Source organism: Thermosporothrix hazakensis, from assembly GCF_003253565.1.
GTDB lineage: Bacteria > Chloroflexota > Ktedonobacteria > Ktedonobacterales > Ktedonobacteraceae > Thermosporothrix > Thermosporothrix hazakensis.
In genome coordinates this window covers 369,910-389,529 of sequence record NZ_QKUF01000001.1, presented here as the reverse complement: position 1 = coordinate 389,529, position 19,620 = coordinate 369,910, and the positions used below count along the sequence as shown (strand labels likewise).

At 54.4% G+C, this 19,620-nt stretch carries 13 protein-coding genes; 5 read left to right on the top strand and 8 right to left on the bottom strand.

What is annotated here, in order from left to right; translation table 11 throughout:
* Positions 1–86 precede the first annotated feature (86 nt).
* Positions 87–1,088 carry a Gfo/Idh/MocA family protein gene (locus EI42_RS01610; protein ID WP_111319525.1) on the top strand — a complete coding sequence of 334 codons (1,002 nt, stop codon included), beginning with the start codon at positions 87–89 and terminating at the stop codon, positions 1,086–1,088.
* A 64-nt stretch (positions 1,089–1,152) separates the two neighbouring features.
* Here EI42_RS01610 and EI42_RS01605 read toward each other — a convergent pair whose 3' ends face one another.
* The 8 genes from EI42_RS01605 to EI42_RS01570 all read right to left on the bottom strand — a co-directional run bounded on the left by EI42_RS01605 (position 1,153) and on the right by EI42_RS01570 (position 13,933).
* Complete coding sequence (locus EI42_RS01605; RefSeq protein WP_111318158.1) at positions 1,153–2,112, bottom strand: SDR family oxidoreductase; 960 nt, start codon at positions 2,110–2,112, stop codon at positions 1,153–1,155.
* Between the two features lie 245 nt (positions 2,113–2,357).
* Positions 2,358–3,596, bottom strand: coding sequence for a glycosyltransferase family 4 protein (locus EI42_RS01600; RefSeq protein WP_111318155.1), 1,239 nt, complete (start codon positions 3,594–3,596; stop codon positions 2,358–2,360).
* Positions 3,593–4,657 carry a glycosyltransferase gene (locus EI42_RS01595; RefSeq protein ID WP_111318152.1) on the bottom strand — a complete coding sequence of 355 codons (1,065 nt, stop codon included), beginning with the start codon at positions 4,655–4,657 and terminating at the stop codon, positions 3,593–3,595. Before EI42_RS01595 ends, EI42_RS01600 begins: the two co-directional genes overlap by 4 nt.
* A 24-nt stretch (positions 4,658–4,681) precedes the next feature.
* Positions 4,682–6,625 (bottom strand): asparagine synthase (glutamine-hydrolyzing), encoded by a 1,944-nt coding sequence (asnB, locus tag EI42_RS01590; RefSeq protein WP_111318149.1) that lies wholly within the window; start codon positions 6,623–6,625, stop codon positions 4,682–4,684.
* 43 nt (positions 6,626–6,668) lie between these two features.
* The gene (locus EI42_RS01585) at positions 6,669–7,928 is read right to left on the bottom strand and encodes a glycosyltransferase family 4 protein (RefSeq protein WP_111318146.1); all 1,260 of its coding nucleotides are present in this window, start codon (positions 7,926–7,928) and stop codon (positions 6,669–6,671) included.
* 2 nt (positions 7,929–7,930) lie between these two features.
* A complete protein-coding gene (locus EI42_RS01580; RefSeq protein ID WP_111318143.1) occupies positions 7,931–9,235 on the bottom strand; it encodes a glycosyltransferase family 4 protein in 1,305 nt (434 codons plus the stop codon).
* Positions 9,228–12,110, bottom strand: coding sequence for a lipid II flippase MurJ (locus EI42_RS01575; protein WP_111318140.1), 2,883 nt, complete (start codon positions 12,108–12,110; stop codon positions 9,228–9,230). The genes EI42_RS01580 and EI42_RS01575 overlap by 8 nt, the downstream gene beginning before the upstream one ends.
* Before the next feature lie 218 nt (positions 12,111–12,328).
* Positions 12,329–13,933, bottom strand: coding sequence for a tyrosine-protein kinase domain-containing protein (locus EI42_RS01570; protein ID WP_111318137.1), 1,605 nt, complete (start codon positions 13,931–13,933; stop codon positions 12,329–12,331).
* Between the two features lie 520 nt (positions 13,934–14,453).
* Here EI42_RS01570 and EI42_RS01565 point away from each other — a divergent pair.
* From EI42_RS01565 to EI42_RS01550, 4 genes are read left to right on the top strand one after another with little or no spacing between them, the layout of a single operon-like run.
* Positions 14,454–16,079 (top strand): N,N-dimethylformamidase beta subunit family domain-containing protein, encoded by a 1,626-nt coding sequence (locus EI42_RS01565; RefSeq protein ID WP_137686090.1) that lies wholly within the window; start codon positions 14,454–14,456, stop codon positions 16,077–16,079.
* 21 nt (positions 16,080–16,100) lie between these two features.
* Positions 16,101–17,132 (top strand): polysaccharide deacetylase family protein, encoded by a 1,032-nt coding sequence (locus EI42_RS01560; protein ID WP_170142279.1) that lies wholly within the window; start codon positions 16,101–16,103, stop codon positions 17,130–17,132.
* Positions 17,113–18,396 (top strand): carboxylate--amine ligase, encoded by a 1,284-nt coding sequence (locus EI42_RS01555; RefSeq protein WP_111318128.1) that lies wholly within the window; start codon positions 17,113–17,115, stop codon positions 18,394–18,396. The genes EI42_RS01560 and EI42_RS01555 overlap by 20 nt, the downstream gene beginning before the upstream one ends.
* Complete coding sequence (locus EI42_RS01550; protein ID WP_170142278.1) at positions 18,393–19,619, top strand: NAD(P)-binding domain-containing protein; 1,227 nt, start codon at positions 18,393–18,395, stop codon at positions 19,617–19,619. Before EI42_RS01555 ends, EI42_RS01550 begins: the two co-directional genes overlap by 4 nt.
* The last annotated feature ends 1 nt before the right edge of the window (position 19,620 follow it).

The following is a 19,620-nucleotide window of genomic DNA, read 5'->3' as shown; positions in this document are numbered from 1 at the left end:
AAGCGAAAAGTGACAGTGAATACCCATACTTGACTGCATTTCTGAGGAACGTTTACAACACACACAAAAGAAGGATTATGTGTGAGATGGCGAAGTTGCGCTTTGGTGTCATTGGTTGGGGCTACTGGGGGCCAAAAATTGCGCGTAATCTGGACAGCTTGCCACAGGCCTCTGTGGCGATGGTTGCTGATCTGGATGAGCGCCGTCTTGCCCCCATACATGCTCATCAGCCCTGGATACATACAACGACAGATGTCGAGGAGTTATTGCATTCCGATGTTGATGCTGTGGTGGTTGCCACCCCGGTAAAAACACATTATCGGCTGGCTAAAGAGGCTTTATTGTGTGGCAAGCATGTCCTTGTAGAGAAACCTCTTACGGCCAGTGTGGCCGAGGCTGAAGAGCTTGTTGCTCTGGCAAAGGAGATGAACTGTGTGCTGATGGTCGGGCATACGTTTGAGTATAGCCCTGCCGTGAATGAGTTACGCAAACTGGTGCAGGCCGGAGAGCTCGGACGCATTTACTGTGTGGAAACCGAACGGCTGAATCTGGGGCTATTCCGCAATGATATCAATGTGATCTGGGATCTGGCACCGCACGATGTTTCAATTCTATTGTACCTCTTCGGGCAGCTTCCAGAGCAGGTCAAGGTACAGGCGCACGCTCACCTTCAGGCAAATATTCATGATATTGCGCATATCGATCTTGGGTTCGCCGATGGAATGACCTCTCACATTCATGTCAGTTGGTTACATCCTTGCAAGGTGCGGCGCGTGACTATTATCGGTGACGCTCGTATGGTTGTCTATGATGATACCAACCCTGCTGAGATGATTAAGGTCTACAACAAAGGGGCCGATGTCCATGCGGACCCGGTCGTCTCCTATCGCTATGGCGCGATTACGATTCCCCATATTGACTGGATTGAGCCGCTGCGATTGGAGTGCGAAGACTTTGTGAACTCGATTCTGAAGGGGACATCCCCACGGGCGAGTGGTGAAGTAGGGGTTGCGGTTGTGCGGGTACTTGAGGCAGCGCAGGAGGCGTTACGACAACAAGCAGCCTCGATGAGCGTCAGTGTTTCCTGATCGCCGAATTTCATGAAACCTCCTGAAAGCCTCGGTGCTCTCAGGAGGTACCTCGGAAAGATGCTTATCCTGCCAGCAGGCTTGCTGGTGACTGCATTGAGGCAAGAGTGCGTGCTAGTCCGTCCTCAAAGCGCACACTCGGGTGATAGTTGATGAGCTCTCTGGCTTTGCTGATATCTGCCAGACTGTTACGCACATCTCCCGGGCGAGCCGGACGATACTCTGCTTCTATCTCTCGATTCAGCAGCTTTCCGGCAATGCAGAGCATCGTATTCAGTGAGATACTCTCTCCAAGACCGATGTTCAGCACTTCTCCTACTGCACGGGGCGCTATCGCGGCTTGCAGGTTCGCCTGAACAACGTTCTCAATATAGGTAAAATCGCGTGTTTGTTCCCCATCGCCGAAAATAACAGGCCGCCTGCCTGTCAGAATTGAGGCTAGAAAACGCGGGACCACGGCAGCATATTCCGCATAGGGATCTTGCCGGGGGCCAAATACATTGAAGTAGCGTAAAGATACGGTTTCCAGCCCATAGATACGTGTAAACACATGGCAGAGCGTCTCGCCTGCCAGTTTGTGTGCTGCATAAGGCGAGATTGGCTCAGGGCGCATATGCTCCTGTTTGGGGAGCTGTGGCGCGTTGCCATAGATCGATGATGAGCTTGCGTAGACAACACGCCTGACACCAGAATCTCGGGCGGCAATCAAGACGTTCTGGGTGCCATTGACATTGATTTCCAGGGAGGCAGTTGGGGCGATGACAGAGCGTGGTACCGAGGCCAATGCTGCCTGATGAAAAATAATCTCGATGCCCTCCGTTGCTTTTTTGAGTGCATCGAGATCACGTATGTCTCCCTGAATGAATTCCACATCGTCGAAGCGCTGCCGCAACAAGGTGAGATTCTCGGCCTTGCCAACATCGAGGCTGTCAAAGATCCTGACTGCTTCACCTCGTTCGAGCAGCGTTTCCGCAATATGTGAACCAATAAAGCCAGCTCCACCGGTAATCAGATATCTGGTCATGAAAATATGGCCGCACACTTGTTCAAGGTGCGCCTCCCCCTTTCTAGTGGATACCTCGAAATTGCCGTAGATGCATACCGGTAATTCGGTATCTACGCATTATGGCGTGTCTCTATCACGCTCATTTGTCTATTACTGTAACAGATTTTTTCGTGCGTGTATATATATATCGGTCAATAAGAGGATAACTGAGAGGGGATTGTGACCGGCTTTGTTGAGTTTATGTATTCAGTTTTTTTGATAGGCTAGACTGTCACCATATCTTTTTCTGGAGCGGCATCGCTCAATGCTTCTATGTTGAAGAGCTGGCGATAGCCGTGAAGCAATGGTTCTCGGGTTTTCTCCCAACAAAGCTGCTGGCGAATCCGCTGGCGGCCATAGGCTCCCAGTGCCTCGCGCAAAGCTGCATCTTCAAGCAGGTGTTCGATACAGGCGGCGAACTCTTCAACGCGGTTCGGTGTGGCATAGAGAGCCGCTTCCTGAGCGGAAAAGCGGGTTTCCGGGAGATCAAATGCCACCACGGGTACCCCCATTGCCATATATTCCATTGTTTTCAGCATGGTGCTCTGGTCGTTCAGTTGGTTGCTCGGATCGGGAGAAAGGCCAATATCTGTCACGGCAAGATAGCGCAACATCTCAGGCCGGGGCAGCCAGCCGGTAAAGTGAACGAAGGCTTCTAGCTGAAGCTCATGCATCAGGTGTTTGAGTCGGGGAAGCTGTTCACCTTCTCCCATCAGGACAAGCAGGAGATCGCGCCGTTGATAGCGATGCACCAGTGTGTGGAGCGCATGGAGCACATATTCGACTCCATCTTGAGACCCCATCACTCCTACATATGAGAGCAGAAAGCGCTGTCCCTGCTTTCGGGCGGGCTCACACGGAATATCAGTATAGTGGGCAAGCTCTGGGCCATTGCGCACCACAATCACCTTCTGCGGTGCGCAGGCTCCGCGCCTGATTGCCTGCCGCTTCTGTGACTCATTCGTTGTCAACACGAGATCGGCAGTGCGATAGGACCACTTTTCCAGTTGCAACAGGATATGATACAGGAACTTCATGCGCCCACCGAACTTGACTCGAAACATTTCCGGCGCCAGATCATGCTGATCGAAAATATATTTCTTGCCGAAGAGCTTGTAGAACAGACCGATTGCGAAAAAGGTATCGGGTGGGTTGGCGGCGTGGATGACATCAAAGCCATGCTTGCGCCAGACAACCAGACTCAGCCAGAAGGTCAGCAGCATCGAGACCAGATACTCCATTATGAAGCCGAGCGCTGTTTCCTGCTGGGGTTGGGCATAGCGATAGATGTGAATGTTGTCTATGCACTCATAGCTGGCCTGATCACGTGTCCTGCCTTTCGGGCAGATCACGCTGACCAGAAAGCCATGTTGCTGGAGCGTCTTCGCCTCGCGCCAGACGCGGGGATCAGAGGGAACTGAGAGGTTTTCTACCAGCATCAGCACTTTGGGAAGCTGTCTCATCGCTTGCCTCCCTCAACGCTGAAAAAGCGTACCCGGAGCCTCTGCGCTCGCTTTTGCTCCTTGTGACGAATGGCTCGGGTATAGAGCGCAAGCACATCTTTGGCAATGGTCATGTGATTGAGATGACAGATATCTTCGCGTCCGCTGGTGCGCTCAGGGTGGCGCAGAGCCTTTGCCAGTCCATCAGCCAGCGACTCTGCATTATGCTCACAGACGCTACAGCCCGCAGTCCGACCGATCACCTCGGCCACATCCCCCACGCGGGTTGCAACAACCGGGACATTGCAGGCCATCGCTTCCTTGACAACATTGGGTGATCCTTCCTGCACCGAGGGCAGAATCAGCGCGTTACTGGCGTTGATATAGCGCGTCACCTCTGTTTGCGGCAGCCCATTCGCGACGACCAGTTCTGCTTCAAGCCCGGTCTTCTCGCGCAAGCGTTTGATGGCCTGTTGCGCCAGTGCGTAATTCTTGACGGGGATCTCAGGGTTATTGGCGAAGACAACATAGAAACGGTCAGGATCCCATCCCAGGGCCCGGCGTGCCTCTTCACGCGGAATCGGTTGAAAGAGCTCGAAGTTGATCCCATCAGGAATCACGACCGCGTCGGCAAAGCGAGAGGCGCGTTTCATCTCCTCTGTCTTCACGGTGACCGCATCGACGTGCTTGCAGAGCCAGCGGCTGACGGCGACAACAAACAGGCTCTTCTTGCTATGGCCTCCCTGTGGGGTGACGGTGCCAAGCAGATCGTCGCCCAGATATGCGGCAACAACGGGCGTGGTCCACTGTAAACGAGCCAGCAGACACCAGAGACCGTAGTGACCATTGATGATATCGTAGCGACCTGTCAGCGTCTTCAAAAAGACCTGGAGCGCGGTCGAAATATAGCGTATCGGCGTTGGCAGGGCGGGGTCAGGGTGAATGATATCAACCTGATGGCCAAGCGCCTCCAATGCATCTACCCAGGCCTTGATAAAGGTGCCTTTATGGGGCCGTGCGGGGGTCGGGTAGATGCCAGTGACCATAAGAATGCGATAAGGCGATGCGTTGAGTGCAGACACGAATTACTACCCCTTCAATTGACATTAAGAGAGACTGACAGCGACCTTCTGATCTTCAGCAAGCAACTCCTCGACCGAGAGTTCGGGCTTTTCCAGCTTCGGGCTATCGATAAAGATGCGGAACCAGAGTTCCAGGCTGGCAAGCGTGAACAGTTGTGCCTGATAGTTGGTGCGCCCTTCAAGGTGCTCGCGGAGCATTCTGGCAATGAACTCCTCATTGAAATAACCTCGGCTGCACAGGCGATCGGAGAGCAGCAACTGTGTAATCAGGTTGCGCTGGCCACCCCGGAACCAGATGCCGGTGGGCACATTGAACCCCATTTTCTTTCGGGTCAGGATGGGATGCGGCAGGAAATCGGTAAAGGCCTTTTTCAACAGATATTTGGCGCGGAACGGCTTGATTTTGTTATGTGAAGGGATGCTGGCGGCATATTCCATCAGGTGATAGTCCAGCAGGGGAATCCGTGACTCTAGCGAGGCTGCCATTGTCATCTTGTCGCCCTTCATCAGCAGGTTGTCCGGGAGCCAGATCCTGGTATCGAGATAGAGCATTGCCGACAGGTCATCGCGTTGCGGGTTCTTGCTCAACCAGCGCTGGAAGGCCCTCGCTGCATCCATATTGATGGAACTCAGGACGTGCTTGCTGAGCAGCTCATTTTTCATGGGCCCGTTAAAGATTCCGAACCAGGACATCCAGCGTTGTGGAGCAGGCTGTGAAAGGGTGCGAGCCGTGTTTTTCAGCTTGCGCATGCTATAGGGGAGCCTGTCAAGAAGCTGCTGGATGACGTTATCGCGTACGACCCGTGGCAGGATATGGTAATACTGGGCGATCCAGTCAACGACATATTTGGGATAGCCCGCGAAGAGCTCGTCCCCTCCCTCGCCTGAAAGCACGACCTTGACGTACTGGCGTGCCAATCTGGAGATAAGATAGACGCCCAGATCAGAGGGCTCGCTGACCGGCTCGTCTCGGTGCCAGGTGAGCAGGGGCCAGTATTGCGTCATATCAGAGGATTTCACCACCAGCTCATGATGGTCGGTACCAAAGTGACGGGCGACCAGCCGCGCATAGGGAAGCTCGCTATAGTCGGGGTGATCGAAGCCAACGGCAAAGGTTTTCACCTTCTGGTTGGTTAGCTTGCTCATAATGCCGGTGATAATGCTTGAATCGACGCCACCGCTGAGCATCGCGCCTACCGGCACATCCGCCATCATCCGCTCTTCGACGGCACGCCAGATATGGGCACGGATGCCCTGAATATAGTCTTCCTCGGCCTGCTGTTCGATCTTGCCGAACTGATAATCCCAGTAGCAGTTTTCCTGAAGGGTATCGTGCTCATACAGCAGCCAGTGCCCGGGTTGCACCTTATAGATATTGGCGAAGAGCGTCTCCGGGCCTGGCACATAGCGCACGCTGAGAAAATCTGCCATTGCCTGTATATCGGGCTCGCGTTTGACGCCAGGATGTGCCAGCAGCGCCTTGATCTCCGAGCCAAAGACAAGTGTCCCGTTGACATGCGTATAGTACAGCGGCTTTTTTCCTGCCCGATCACGCGCCAGCAGCAGCCGCTTGCGGGGAGCATCCCAGAGCACGAGCCCGAACATGCCATGTAGCCGGGTGAAGCAATCGAGTCCATATTCCTCATAGGCATGAATGATTGTTTCTGAATCGCTGCTGGTGCTGAAGCGATGTCCTTTCTCGATGAGCTCTTTGCGGAGCTCCTGATAGTTCCAGATCTCGCCATTGAAGACAAGCCAGATCTCTCCCGTCTCGTTGCACATTGGTTGGTGGCCGCCCTCAAGGTCAATAATGCTGAGGCGGGCAAAACCGAGCCCGAGGGGCCCATCCAGGTGATAGCCGGTGTCATCGGGGCCCCGGTGGTGAATAAGCTGTGTCATATGCTCTATGATTGCTTGTGAGGCCGGTTCACCGCTGCTTCCGTTGTAGTATCCACAAATTCCGCACATAATTTCGCTCTCCTCATAAGCCCTGGATGGGGCCTGTTGCTTTCTACCGTTTCGCCGATATCATTTCGTCATACATTTTTAAATAGGTATGGGTGATAAGATCCAGGGAATAGTGCTGTTCAATTCGTTTCCTGGCCGCCTGACCGTAGCGCTTGAGTTTCTCGGGGTCTTGAAGCAGATCAAGAATAGCCTCAGCAAGGGCATGATAATCGTCGACCGGGATCAGGCGACCATTGATCTCATCCTGAATGATGTCCTCACTGCCACTGACACGCGTTGCGATGCAGGGTAGGCCCGAGGCCATTGCTTCAAGCACTGCGTTTGGCATTCCCTCCCAGCGTGAGGGGAGAATGGAAAGGGCTCCACGATGGAGCTGTTGCGGTATATCGCTCCGTGCCCCGGCGAACTCGACGCTCTCCTGCACCTTAAGGGCCCGGGCCAGCTCGGTGAGCTGCCGGTGCAGTGGACCATCGCCGAAGACGATCAGCCGGGTGTCGGGGCGCTGCGCCTGCACCAGCTTCCACGCCTGAAGCAAGACATCAATACCTTTTTCATACCGCATTTGGGCGACACAGACAACTGTTCGGGACTTTTCAGGCAGCTCTTTTTCTGCCGGATGGAAGCGTTGTATATCGACGCCGCTCGGAATAAGGTGCGTATTGGGCAGGGCGAAATGATTCTCTTTGAGATAGTTCCACATACGTGAACTGGTAATAATAACTCTGGCATTGACCGTTTTCAGCAATTGATAGGCCAAAAGGACAAAGGGCCGCCCCAAACGTACCAGGCCTTCGAGATCCCCGTTGATCCAGTTCTGGTTATCCAGATGCAGACAAGGGGTTTCGGGAGGCAGTGGGCCGGCAAGGAGCTTTACGGGTCCATTGCGCTTATCGCCGCCCGTGCTGCAAACAAGGATCAGCATTGGTTTTCTAGCAAAAAGAGCTACAAGTGCATTTGGAAGCGTCAACGTGCTGAGTTGGTAGACATGCAGGAGATCATAACGGCTTCGATGCTTCCAGAGTGTCCAGCCAAGCATAATGAGAGCCAGGAAATACATCAGGCGCTGAAGAAGGCGCGGCAGCCTTTCTCTTCCCACAAGCACCGAGCGACCAACACGAATGACCGGAACGCCTTTGACAATCTCACGCGAGGCCCATTCCTTCTTGTGTTGGAACGTCACAACGGTTGCTTCATGCCCGAGGTCCCTCAAGATCCGGGCCTGAAGCAGCGCTTGTGTTTCAGCACCACCCACATATGGGTGAAATGTCGCGATAACCAGATAAATACGTTTCTTTTGAGACATCTTTATTTTTTCTCAGTCAGCAGTGAATAATACAGTTCAACGGTACGGTGAACGATTGCTTTCAGATTATAGTCGCGCTCGACGGTTGTTCGTGCGGCCTGTCCCATGCGTTCAGCGTGTTCATGATCTTCGATGAGGTGTCGCAGTGCTTGTGCCATCGCCACGGGATCTTCTGGCGGTACAAGCAGTCCGTTCTCCTGATCGACAATCAGATCTTCGCTGCCGCTGACGCGGGTTGCCACGCAGGGGAGCCCGCACGCCATCGCCTCAAGCAGCGCGTTTGGCATGCCTTCCCAGCGCGAGGGGAGCACGAACCCCCATGACTGATGAAGCAGGTCCATGACATCACGCCGAAGTCCCAGAAACTCAACGCTGTCCAGAATGCCGAGCTCGCTTGCGATCCGCTCTATCTGTGGGCGAAAAGCTCCTTCCCCGACGAGTCGCAGGCGGGGTTGTATATCGGAATGCCATTCCCGCATCATGCGGGCCCAGGCGTGAAGTAGCACATCAACCCCTTTAGGATATTCCATGCGGGCGACGCAGGTAATAATGCGCTCTCGCTGCTCAGGGGTGGGGCGCCGCTCGATTGGCCTGACCTGTTCGGTATCGATGCCGTTAGGAATGCGGAAAATCTTCTCCTGCGCGATCCCGTTTGCTATCAGATAGGCCGCGCTGCGATGGCTGAGCACCTGATAGCGGGCATGAGAGCGCTTTAGATAACGCTGAAAGAGCCCACCCCAGTAAATAGAGCGCTTCATATCGTCCAGATCGCCAGCGGTCCAATCGCCATCGGGAACGCGCAGGAGCTCGGGCGGGAGCTTCCCTTTCAGCGTGTCGGCCATCAGCATTGCACCCTGCTGACGAATGCGTGTCAATTGTTCCTGTGTTGGTCCTGCGCTCTGCACGCTGATGAGCAGCGGCGTCCCGGTGAAACGGGTGATAAACGCGGCGATTGCGCCAAGCGTGCCAACCTGCATCATATGGATCACATCGAAATGGTGGCGCATGCGCCAGAGCTTGATGAAGGTCATCAGCTCATAGGGAAGATGCCCGGTACGCCCGATGCGGAGCCGCCCGTCAGGATAGTAGAGGCCGCCGATGCGCAGAATCGGCAGACCGTTATGTATGGAGCGTTTATCCCAGTGCTTATAGTGCCGCAGTGTCATCACCGTCACGTCATGCCCGAGGGCGCGAAGTTGTTGCGCGTGTTTTTCGGCCTGTGCCTCCGAGCCGCCAACAAATGGGTGAAACATAAACGAAAAGACACAGATACGCAGGCGTTTGCCGGGGGTTGGTTGTTCAGGCATGAGTTACCTCCATTGCCTCCACGCTTTGGGGGCGCGAGATTTGGTTCCAGTAAGGCAGGAAGGGAAGCGCAAGGATCATCCAGATATAGATGCTGACTTGCTGGCTCCACATCACCGTGATTACAAACGCATGGACAAAGACATTGAAGAAAACGGCTACCCCCATTGCCAGCACAAGCCGGTGCTCCGGTGAGGCATCGCGCATGCGCCGGATCATTGTCCAGGGCAGGGAGATCATCAGGAGCAGCAGGATTGTTAGCCCGATAAAGCCATGATCGTACATCGATTCCAGAAACACATTGTGCGGCGCGTTATCCACGATACCCGCTCCAATTGAGACTGGTTGCTCAATCAGCAGAATATTTGAGCTATAGAGGCCTTCGCCGAAAATAGCTGCCGGGTTAAAGTGCTCAAGCACTGCCTGCCACAGATAGGTACGCCCATTCAGGGTAAAGATGTCGTTGCTGAAGAACCGCTCAAAGACCGGAATGTTCAGGGCAGAGGTCACAATGAGCGCCAGGATGAACAGGACAACGGCGCCGCCAAGCAGCCACACACGTAGCTTCTTGTAGGGAAGCAGCATCAGCATCAGGAAAATGCTGACCGCCACACTCCCCAGCGTGGTGCGGGTGAACGTGACGCCCAGACCGGCCAGCATCAGGCCGAGCACAATACCACCAAGCAGGCGCGTAGGCCACGTCTTGAGCGTGAACAAACGGTAGATCGCCAGTGGAATGGTGAGCGCCTCAAAAAGCGCCAGGGTCGGGGGCGCAGCAAAGATTGAGCCCGCGCGGAAGAGTCCCGCGATCTCGTTATCATAGTGGCCGTCAGTATGAGTAAAGTAGCCATAGATGCCGTAGAGCGAGATAAAGACGGTCATCGCCAGAATGCCATCAACCAGCAGCAGCATGCGTTTGCGGGTGTTGATATGATGCATCATCAGGATCGGGACTGCGATACAGGCCAGATGAACCAGCCACATCGTCATAAACTCAGAGATGCTCACACGGATAAAGGGAAGCCCGGGAAGCATCCAGAGCACATAGGCTGTCAGGATTGCCAGTGGCGGCATCCAGCGGAACGCGGGCTTGATTGGCGTAACCAGCATCAAAGCCAGTGTTGGGAAAGTCAGTCCCGAGAGCAGGTTATGCCCGTTAAAGATCTGAATGGTTGAGCCAATCAGTGCATCCAATCCCACCCAACTGAGAAGCAGGATATAGGGGGACTGCATCAGGAACATCAGCACAATCGAGCCAAATGCGGCGCTAATTGCCAGCTTGCTATTTGTCACGGTACCGACAATGCCGGCTCCAAAGGCGACAATTGCGGCCCCGATCTTGAACACCTGCCTGAGCAATTGTGAACGGCCCATGCCGTTCTCTTCACGCCACTCACGCCAGAGATCGTAATAGGGACCAAGCCCGAGCTTGAGCAGCACCGTCAGAATCTGTTTCGGCGGCTGGAAAAGGTGCAGCGGCCCGATCATGCGGCGCAGCGTGATAAGCAGGATGAACATCGAGACGAAATAATAGGCCGAGGTCGCAAGGGCAATACCGAAGCTCTGCCAGAAAAAGCTGAAGACCGCGTCAAACAGCGCGTTCAAGATGATATTGATAGTGGTCATCATCAACAGGACGCGTGTTTTTTGCAGAGCGCTGAAGGCCCGTGAGACGGTAAAGCCAAAGGCCATCGGGGTTAAGCCGATCGCAAAGCCTATCAGGATGTTCGCCGTGAGCGCGGTATCCTCGGTATGGAAGCGGCCTCGCTGGAAGAGCAACTGCACGATAGGGGTTGCCAGTACGATCATGATGAGCGAGAGCACTGTAACCGCGATGCCCAGACCCCAGAGGTAGAGACGCAGCGTCTCTTTGAATGCCTTCATATCCTTGATCGCTGCCTGTCGCGACAGGTATGGTAGAGCCGCCCGGCCGACCGAGGTAAAGATCACACCGGTGAAGACGCCGACCAGCTTTTCAGCGTTTTTGAGCGCGGCAACGCTTCCCTCATGCGGGATAAAGGACGAGAAGAGCATATCGAAGTAGGGGGCAGCCTGACTGATCAGGGCCCCAACCAGCGCGGGCCAGGCCGTCTGCCAGATCTCGGGCAGCTCCTGCATGCGTAGATCAATGACCGGGATCAGACGGATTTTCGTCTGAAAAAGTCGGATCATTGTGATGACAAGCTGGAAGGTGGTGCCTGTTAGATAGCCGACACAGTACATCACAATGCCATATTGCTTGTTGCCAATAACGATAAACAGGGCGGTAGTAATTGGCACGAGCAGGCGTGAATAGGCAGCCCAGCCAAACTGCCCCTCGGCATTGACCAGACACTCAATATAACCGCTCAAGGTCGAGGTGATAATCACCGGGAAAATCCAGGGGGCCAGGCTGACCGCTAGCTGCGAGGTCGTCTCTTTCAGACCCGGACCCCAGAGGAAGATCAACGGTTGCCGCAGCAAGAGCATGATGCCGGTACAGACAATCAGCCCGATAATGAAGAGAAAAAACACCGTGCTGATCAGCCGGGATGCGTATTCTTTCCCTTTCAGCCGCGCTTTTGTGTAGACCGGGATAATGGACGATTCGATTGAGCCTGATAGCAGGTCAGGAAGCAGCAATGCGACAACCGAGGCGACATAGTAGGCATCCAGTTCTGCTCCCTGGCCGTAGATTGTTGTCACGACCAGCAGCAGTACCATACCCATCATGCGCGATAAAAGATTTGCCGAGGCCAGACTGAGCAGGGCGCGAAAGATATTTCTATTGGCCGATTTAAGCCGTACCGCCACCAGGCGTGCACTTGTTGTTCCTGTACTCTGGCTGTCGATTGCTACAGCGTGACCACTCTGTGTAAGGTTTGGCGGTTGGGACATTGTTTTCCGACCATTCTCTTATACGTAATTTTTCATAGTTCAGCTTGAATATTGTTGACTGTAGAAGCGCCTTTTGGCAATACACTGTACCTTGTTTGCTATTGTTTCCTCGTGGGCTGGCGAAACGAGAGACGGTATAATGCTCACTGGTAAGCAGCGAGCAGCCGCTTGAGCGTTGCGGGAGCTTCGAGCCCCCGTTTGGCTCAAGCTGAAAGCGTTTAGCGGCGCTGGTTGTTCTGTTGTGGTTGCTGTTGCGAGAGCAGCCCTCTTGATCCGTTCAGTGGCGGCATCATTGGTGCCGAGCCCGGAGCCATTGAAGGGGCATTGGGCATCATTGACGGTGAATTGGGTGCCATCTGGTGACCGGGCTGCATCTGCTGCATAGGTTGCATCTGGGCAGGCTGCATCTGTGGCTGGTTCGCTACCGGACTGGCCTGCTGGGGCACACGCTGTTGTGCTGCCGGAGCAGCCTTAAGTAGCGGTGCACCTTGTGTCTGGACCGAGCCGCGATAGTCATGAATATCGCCATATTCAGGCCATTGGCTGCGGTTGATCGCCAATCCCAGAACGCGGGTTCCCGTGCGGCGTAAAATTTGCATGGCTCTATTCAACAAACGACGCGGCGAACGAGAGGCCGCTACAACCAGTACCGAGACCTCAGCATAAGAGGCCACAATCTGGGCATCAGCAACCGGGAGCAAGGGCGGCGTATCAAAAATAACGTAGTCAAAGCGGTTCGTATCCTGATAGTGCTTGAAGAGGCGACGCGCCGTGTCCGAGATCAGCAATTCCGCGGGATTCTGCGGGCGTGTGCCAGCAGGCATTAGCCTCAGGGTAGGGATCTCTGTCGGGATGCCATCAAGCGCCATTTCGTTGTTTCCCCAGACACCCATAAGGATCTGTGCCAGACCGTTCTGATTGTTGATATGGAAATGCTTGTCTAGCACGGGGTTGCGCAGATCGGCATCAACCAGCAGCACCCGTTTGCCTGACATCGCCAGAAAGGTCGCGAGATTGGCCGCAATGGTGCTTTTTCCTTCACCGGCGAGGGCGCTGGTTAGCATAATCAGCTTAAATGGCTGCTGAGTCTGAGCGGTCGCAATATTGGAACAGAGCACACGGCAGCCTTCCGCCAGTTCGGGTGTGTCCTCCGCGTTCTTGCCCTGTTGATTCTTCGAGAGCTCGGGAATGATAGTCAACGCGTCGGCCTCCAGCAGCTTCTGCATCTCTTCTGGATTGGGGACGCGATCATCGAGCCATTCAAAAACAACTATCAAGGCGATTGCCAGACCAAACCCTACCAGGGCACCAACAATAGCGTCCTGTGTTGGCTGAGGCTTGCTCGGGCGAGTGGGTTCGATCGCCGGTACCACGCGCAACTGAGAGACGCCACCAAGCTGCGTGTTCTGGTACTGAGCGAAGTTCTGGGCTACATCATTGGTGATGTTGGTTGCCATCTTCGGGTCTTCATCGCTGACGGTAACTTCAATCACCTGGGTGCCACCTATCTGCTTGACTGAAATCTTGCTGGCGAGCTCGTTGGCCGATTGCATGTGATACTTGCTCACTACAGGCTGCAACACTGTCGGGTTGGTGACCAGCTCGATATAGGTTGGGAGCAGCGTGAGGGCTGCCGTGGCGTTGTCCGATGGAGATGATGATGTCTGCAACGTGACCACGATACTTGCAGATGCTTTGTAGGTTGGTTTAATAAACAACTTCGATACGGCAAAGGTGCCCACACCACAAATAACGACCCCTACAACTACCAGCCATACCCATTTTTTGGCAAGCAGTATGTAGCGACTGAGAGATATTCGCATGTATATACCGTCCTTACCTCGTTAAAATCGGAATCGTGTATGAGAAAAACGAGTCGCCTCCATTATGTTTTTTACAATAAAAATTGAAATTTGTATCTGATATAGGCTTTTTGTAATGGGTTACCCCCACCTTTGAGGGAAACGCATTAAAAAGATACTATCCTATCTATTGGATTCGGGTTGTTACAGGTGTTGAGATGGCGTGGAAAATGCGAGGGACTGGTGCACATCCCTACTCTTCTTTTTCGCGTCTTTCTGCCCTTTTTTCGGCCACAGAGAACATGGATTTCTCTACACCCTGTTCCAGAGTTCTACTAATTCTCCACCCGAATGTGCATCGCTTTACCACAGGCGTATGCTATCGTTCTAGTGCAGAAGTGCACACGCCTGCATTTTCTCTCACATCCCACAGGAGGGATGTGGCGTGCCGCAATCTATATGGTTGCTACAGTCTGAAAAACATGCCAACGAACAAGCAGTAGATAAACAAGTACGCAAGCAAACGGGAGGTATCCCCTGCATGAAGTTTCGCATCGCAGGTGCTATAGTGCTCTTCATTATCGTGAGTCTGGTGCTGGCTATCTTCCTGGGTGATCCAGCTATGATGATGAAGGCCTTTCAATCATCTGGTTCGGGCAGTCCCCCGGTTGCGCCGACCTCAGTTCCCGCGGACGCAAACCCGATTGTGAAGGAAAACGCTCAGCCCGGCTCAAATGAGTGGCGTATTCCTGCCGGGAAAGAGGCCACAACTCAGATTCAGGCCTACGCAGGGGCTGTATCGGTAGATCCAGGACAATCATTGCAATTTTATGTGAGCACCCAGAAGGCCGGAACTCCCTACTCCATCCAAATCTTTCGGCTGGGCTGGTACTCAGGCTTTGGCGGTCGCTTACTGAAACTGGTCCAGAATCAGGAAGGGGAGGCGCAGGGATACTATGAAGAGCGCACGCGCAAGCTGGTCGCCTGCTCTACCTGTTACCAGGGAACGGATGGGCTGATTGAGGCTCGTTGGAAGCCCTCATATACGCTTGAGGTGCCGCAGGACTGGACAAGTGGTGTCTATCTGGCAAAGTTTACCGATGCGAGTGGCTGGCAAACCTACGCTCCTTTTGTCGTGCATGGAAACCCCAATTCTCGCTATGTTGTGGTGACGCCAGATACCACAATGGCTGCTTCTAACGAGTGGGGAGGCAAGAGCCTGTATGATATGGGAAGCGGCTTCTTTAGCGAGAATAGTTTTGCTCCGACTGCCGCAAAAGTATCCTTTGATCGTCCCTATTTGTACTATGCCGGAGCCAGCCAGGTCGTGTCGCTGGAACTGAACGCCATTCGCTGGATGGAACGGCAGGGCTATGATCTTTCTTATATCAGCAATGTCGATCTGCATCGGCAGCCGCAACAGCTTCAGCGCCACAAAGCCACTATTTCTATCGGTCATGATGCCTATTGGACGCTTGAGATGCGGCAGGGCTATGAAGCGGCGCGGGATAAGGGCGTCGGTCTGGCCTTTCTGGGAGCCGCCGACGGGGTCTGGCAGATGCGCTTTGAGGCGAGCAGCACAGGAACCCCTGATCGCACGGTTATTTGCTACAAGGTCTCCTCAGAGGAAAACACGTTGAGTAGAGACCCGATGTATGCGACTGATCACACACGTGTGACGGCCCAATGGCGAGATCCTGTGCTCCACCAGCCTGAAAGTACTCTGATTGGCGTGATGTACTCCGATATGTCGCGTGGGCAGGTTGATTTTGCATGGAAGGTGAACAAGGACGCGGACCAGACTTTGCTGAAGAACACCGGCATTCAGCCCGGCAAAGGCTACGGATGTAGCTATGTAGGCTATCTCTGGGACCGGGTGTATCGGGATTCTTCACCGGCTAACCTGAAAGTGCTTGCGACATCAAATGTCCATAACGAAAACAATAAAGAGGATGTCAGCAATACAACCTACTATATTTCCCAGTCGGGGGCGATGGTCTTCGCAACCGGTTCCACCTACTGGACCTATGCGCTCGACAACTACCGCCCGACGTACCTGCCAGACCGAAACTGGGAGTGCGGCGACACGGAGTCACCGGAGATGCAGGCATTACTGGCAAATGTGTTTCATGAGCTGGTAGAGCGCCACTCGCCGAATGCGCTGTAAATGGATAGGAAGGAGCACAATATGTCTTTGCGTGAACGTGCGCGGCTTCTGGTGGCGGGTGGTCTCTATTATAGCGGGTTGATCGCGCTGGCTCGTTCCCGAAAGCGGCGGCAGTTGATCATCCTGAACTATCATCGGGCTGCCGGTAAGAACCTGCGGCACCAGATGCGCTATCTGAGCCGCCATTATCGCGTGCTCCATCTTGAGGAGGCGCTGGAAGAGTTATACACACATAAACCCGTGACTGATCGGCGTCCGCCCATTGTGCTGACATTTGATGATGGCTATCTGGATAATTATACCTGCGCCTTGAAGCTTGCCCGGCAGTTCCAGATCCCCATCACGGTCTTTCTGATCCCTGGCTATACCGAGAGCGGGCGTTATTTCTGGTGGCTCGCCGGTGACTATCTGGCACGTCATACGAAGGTCGAGAAGGTGACTCTGGGCGGGAAAACGTATCAACTGGCGCAAGCCGGGGAGCGAGCCGCCCTTGCACGGGCCATTGATCAGCAAGTGCGTGAGGCTACCTCGGTGGCGGAACGTGAAACCTTCTTGAAGCAGATCCAGCAGGAGCTTGAGGTACGCTTACCGGAGCGTTCGCGTGAGGGCACAACCGAGCCAGCGTTACCCATTACCTGGGATGAGGCACGCGAAATGGAGCGCACCGGGCTGGTTTCCTTTGGGGCTCATACGATGTGGCACCCCGTTCTGAGCCGCCTGAGCGATCCAGCAGAGCTTCAATATGAGGTGACGGAGTCGCGCCGGGTGCTTGAAGAGAAACTCGGGCATCCGGTACGAACTTTTGCCTATCCAATCGGAAAGGATGAACACTTTGGTGAGGCGGGCGTGAAGGCGGTCAGGAAGGCCGGATTCTCGTGGGCAGTTACGACCGTAGAAGAGGTCAACACGCCGAACAGTGATCCTCTGCTCCTTGCTCGCTTGCCGGGAGATCTGGAACAGCCCTGGCTGATTCTGGCCGCTGAGCTGGTTGGCTTACTGGGCATAGTATCACGTATCAAGAAAAGATTGAAACATGGGAACACATCTCGATAATCTGCTAAAGCCAGAAGCGCGGCGTACCACTTTCTATGATGCGCTGGTTCTGGATGCGAAATTGCGCCAATCACTGGTGACGATGCGCTCCCTGGGAAGCCGTGGCTTGACGGTTGCCGCGTTGGAGGTCGCCGATGTGCTACAACAGTCAAAGCATGTGCCAGCCTTTGCCTCTCGCTGGTGTCGGCGGGCTTATGTTGCGCCCTCCTATCTGCAACAGACCGACGCCTTCCTTGACTATCTGCTGCACATTCTGGACCATACCGGCGCTCAGGTCGTGATCCCGTCCGCCGATGGAACGCTTGAAGTGTTACGGGCGCATCGCGAGACGGTAGCGTGGAGGGCACAGCTTGCCCTGGCGAAAGAAGAGGCTCTGGCCGTTGCGACCGATAAAGAAAAAACGCTGGATATAGCATCCCGACTCGGCATCGGAATTCCCCGGGGGGTATCTGTTCAGCATGTAGATGAGGTTCCTGAGGCGGTGCGTACGGTTGGCCTGCCTGCAGTGGTGAAGCCGGTGGAATCCTGGCTCTGGGGCAAGGGGCGTGGTGTGCGGGTCATCAGCCAATTGGTCACAACACATGATGAGGCACGGGAGGCTGTCGAAAAGCTGACACAATATGGAGGCAGTACCCTCTTTCAACAATTTTTGGATGGAAGACGAGAAGCCATCAGCCTGTTCTACGCTGATGGTACGATGTACGCACGTTTCGCTCAGTGGGCCAAACGAACCCAACCGCCCCTGGGGGGAACCTCGGTCTATCGCCAGAGCATCGCGCTACCCGAGGATATTACCGGGCAAGCGGAGCGGCTGGTGCGTGCAATAGAACTGGAAGGCTATAGTGAGGTTGAGTTCAGGCGTGACAGTGCAGGTCGTCCCTATTTAATGGAAATCAATCCTCGGTTGTCAGCCTCTATTGAAGTCGCGGTCCGTGCGGGCGTTGATTTCCCCTATCTGCTCTATCAGTGGGCTCGTGGGGAGAAGCTTGAGCGGGTGACGTCCTATCAAACGGGGGGCTGGATGCGCTTCCTTGAAGGCGATATTTTGACGACGGTGCAGGCGCTTGCACAAAGAGGACGACCGGGTGTGGCCCCTCCGGCGCAATCTCTACTGGACTTCATTGCGGCCTTCTTTACACCCGCTGCCTATGATTATCTAGATAAGGATGATATACGTCCTCTCTGGACTGCAACGCGTGATTTTCTGCACCGTGGCGTCCAGCGAGTGATAAGGGGCCCATCTTCCAGGAGGAATATGCAGTGAATGTGTCTTTGGATGTGAATACTGTTCAGGGGAGAACTGCCCTGGCTTCTTATGATGTCGTTGTCCTCGGTGCTGGCCCATATGGCCTTTCTGCTACCGCACATATGCGTGCGCGAGGGCTGAATGTCGCTGTCTTTGGCAAGCCTATCGGTTTCTGGCGTGAGCATATGCCAAAGGGGATGCAGCTTCGCTCGTATTGGTGGGCAACCAATCTCTCAGACCCGGAAGGTCGCTATCAACTCAAAGACTATTTCCTGCTCAAGGGGAAGCGAGAGCCGGAGATCCTGCCTATTCAAGATTTCGTGGATTACTCGCTCTGGTTTCAGCAGAACGTCGTGCCAGATGTTGATGAGACGCTGATTCAGCGGATCTCAAAGGTGGGGAGCCTCTTCAAGGTGCAGCTTGAGGATGGGCGCGTGCTCTTTGCTCGGGCAGTCGTGATGGCTCCCGGACTTCAGTACTTTGTCTATTATCCAAAAGAGTATCAGGGTTTGCCGGCGTCTCTGGTCTCGCACAGTGCTGATCACCATGATATGGCTGAGTTCAAAGGGAAGAGGGTCATTGTTGTGGGGCGTGGTCAGGGGGCGCTGGAAACGGCTGCCTTATTAAACGAGAATGGGGCAACGGTCCAGTTGCTGGCACGCCGATCAGTACACTGGATCTCTGGTACCGGTCACGGCAGCTTGCCACCTGTGCTGCGTCAATTGCGCGCACCAGATTCCGCGCTTGGTGGTGGTTGGCTCAATGTCTTTCTGGAGAAGTTGCCCTATAGCTTGCAGCGTTTCCCTCGCGATATTGTCGATTATATTGTTGATACCAAGCATGGCCCGAAGGGGGCTCCCTGGCTGAAGCCCCGCATTCTGGGAAAAGTGGAGATGCTTGAGCATCAATATGTCGATGCGGTTGAGCCACTTGGCGAGACGGTTCGCGTGCAGCTTGCCAGTGGCCGGCAGCTTGAGGCAGATCATATTTTACTGGGAACCGGATACAAAACCAATCTCAAGCGTCTGACAATGCTGGCTCCTGAGCTGCTACAAGAGATCCATACGTATCAGGGGGCTCCTGTGCTCAATCCCTGGTTCGAGAGCGGTGTGACCGGGCTGTACTTTATCGGCTTTTCATCGGTAAGAAGCTTCGGGCCGCTTTATCGCTTCGTCCTGGGTGCTGACGCTGCGGCTCGTCGTCTTGCTGTTGCAGTTCCGCGTTATGTTCGTGCCTTGTAGT

What these genes read in the sequence shown, in the direction of transcription:
- EI42_RS01580 (WP_111318143.1), bottom strand. Translation starts at nt 9,235, where the DNA reads ATGCCTGAACAACCAACCCCCGGCAAACGCCTGCGTATCTGTGTCTTT.
- EI42_RS01600 (WP_111318155.1), bottom strand. Translation starts at nt 3,596, where the DNA reads ATGAGACAGCTTCCCAAAGTGCTGATGCTGGTAGAAAACCTCTCAGTT.
- EI42_RS01605 (WP_111318158.1), bottom strand. Translation starts at nt 2,112, where the DNA reads ATGACCAGATATCTGATTACCGGTGGAGCTGGCTTTATTGGTTCACAT.
- EI42_RS01585 (WP_111318146.1), bottom strand. Translation starts at nt 7,928, where the DNA reads ATGTCTCAAAAGAAACGTATTTATCTGGTTATCGCGACATTTCACCCA.
- EI42_RS01555 (WP_111318128.1), top strand. Translation starts at nt 17,113, where the DNA reads ATGGGAACACATCTCGATAATCTGCTAAAGCCAGAAGCGCGGCGTACC.
- EI42_RS01575 (WP_111318140.1), bottom strand. Translation starts at nt 12,110, where the DNA reads ATGTCCCAACCGCCAAACCTTACACAGAGTGGTCACGCTGTAGCAATC.
- EI42_RS01570 (WP_111318137.1), bottom strand. Translation starts at nt 13,933, where the DNA reads ATGCGAATATCTCTCAGTCGCTACATACTGCTTGCCAAAAAATGGGTA.
- EI42_RS01565 (WP_137686090.1), top strand. Translation starts at nt 14,454, where the DNA reads ATGAAGTTTCGCATCGCAGGTGCTATAGTGCTCTTCATTATCGTGAGT.
- asnB (WP_111318149.1), bottom strand. Translation starts at nt 6,625, where the DNA reads ATGTGCGGAATTTGTGGATACTACAACGGAAGCAGCGGTGAACCGGCC.
- EI42_RS01560 (WP_170142279.1), top strand. Translation starts at nt 16,101, where the DNA reads ATGTCTTTGCGTGAACGTGCGCGGCTTCTGGTGGCGGGTGGTCTCTAT.
- EI42_RS01610 (WP_111319525.1), top strand. Translation starts at nt 87, where the DNA reads ATGGCGAAGTTGCGCTTTGGTGTCATTGGTTGGGGCTACTGGGGGCCA.